This window comes from Corynebacterium sp. MSK195, from assembly GCF_030228885.1.
Lineage (GTDB): Bacteria > Actinomycetota > Actinomycetes > Mycobacteriales > Mycobacteriaceae > Corynebacterium.
The window spans coordinates 1-1,362 of record NZ_JASPGT010000036.1; the positions used below are offsets into that span (position 1 = coordinate 1).

Annotated in this window: 2 protein-coding genes and 1 pseudogene; 2 read left to right on the forward strand and 1 reads right to left on the reverse strand. The window is 54.3% G+C overall.

Going from position 1 to position 1,362, the window contains the following annotated elements; translation table 11 throughout:
* Positions 1-255: 255 nt before the first annotated feature.
* Positions 256-501: a hypothetical protein gene (locus QP909_RS11665; protein ID WP_175973345.1), complete on the reverse strand. Its 246-nt coding sequence runs from the start codon at positions 499-501 to the stop codon at positions 256-258.
* Between the two features lie 113 nt (positions 502-614).
* Here QP909_RS11665 and QP909_RS11670 point away from each other — a divergent pair, with 113 nt between their 5' ends.
* Both QP909_RS11670 and QP909_RS11675 read left to right on the forward strand, forming a co-directional pair.
* Entirely contained in the window at positions 615-878 is a 264-nt protein-coding gene (locus QP909_RS11670) for a hypothetical protein (RefSeq protein WP_284767323.1), read from the forward strand.
* 158 nt (positions 879-1,036) lie between these two features.
* Positions 1,037-1,362: pseudogene (locus tag QP909_RS11675) on the forward strand (transposase); the annotation flags it as partial.

Consider the following 1,362-nt stretch of genomic DNA (forward strand, 5'->3'; position numbering starts at 1 on the left):
GGCATGGTGGTAGATTACCTTTCTTCCCAACCCAACCGGGCTGGATATCAGGTGTCTACCAAACAGGGGTCAGGTCCTTCCCTGCTCGGTGTCGTGCTGGGCCTGCTGCGCCTTGTCAGCGGCCTGCTGTGCGAGGTCTGCGGGGGTGGTGTTTTCATCCGACATGTGGTTTGTCTCCTCCGTGGGGTGTTGGGTGTGTTCCACGCCTTGGTGGTAACGGAGGTGAGTATGAGACATATTGGTTGGCGGTCAGTTTTATTGAGTGGTTACCCAGTCCCCAGCTTCAACAAAAGCTGTTAAATCAACAGGGGAACTTCCTAGTAGCTCCACCGTGCCGTCGGGCTTCACCAGCGCGGCGCTATCCCCATCATCTGCGTTCTCCCCTGGAAACACTGCAACGGTTCCGTCTGGGTGTACACATACCTCTACGTCCCAATCTTTGCCAGGATACGTCGAACAAACCATGCTGTAAGCACGGGTTGCAACATGCTTAATCAACACCAATTACTCCTAACAATTCATCCGTAGGTGTCAAATCGTCCGTGCGCATCATCGCTAGCATTCGCAGCGCACTACGCGCACAAGGCGAAAACAGCGGAATCCCACTCTGCGACGTGGATTCCCTAATCCAGATGCTGACCACCCTCGACGTCAACCCCTTCACCCTTGATAGCTACGCCCAACAAGTAGCCAGCGCCTCCTACCGCCGCCAATTCGCAGCAATGACCACCGCACTCGCCCGCCTGGCCGACACCGCCGCCGAAGACGAGCTCTACACCCTCTTTGTAGAAGAAGGACACAAACAACGCCAAGCCCGCGCCCGCTACGAGACCTTCCTCGGTGACAACCAGAACAACCAGGACAAACCCAACAACTAGCACACCCAATAGCAAGCGATATAGCACAATAAAGAGCTAGCGCAATAGCAATAAAAATAGCAATAGGAAAAGCAAAACCTAACGACTATCGGCACCTGCACCACCCCACTGAAGCGTCCTGGGTTTAGTTCCTACCTCAGCTAAGGAAGGATTGAACTATGCCTAGAAAGTATTCCGTTGAGTTCAAGGAGAAGGCGGTCCATCAGATCATCGAAATGGTCCGCCTGGAGTCCTGCTCACTGCAACGTGCCTACACGGAGGTCGGTGAGCTGCTTGGAGTATCTCACCACACGTTGCGGGCTTGGTACCGTGACAGCGCTTCAGTACGTGATGACTCTGACGCTTCAGGTGGCGAAACAATGGAAGAAGAGCTCAAGCGTCTGCGCCGCGAAAACCGCGAACTGAAACGAGCAAACGGGATTCTTAAGACTGCTTCGGCTTTTTTCGCAGCGGAACTCGACCGACCCACGACCAAATGATCTCT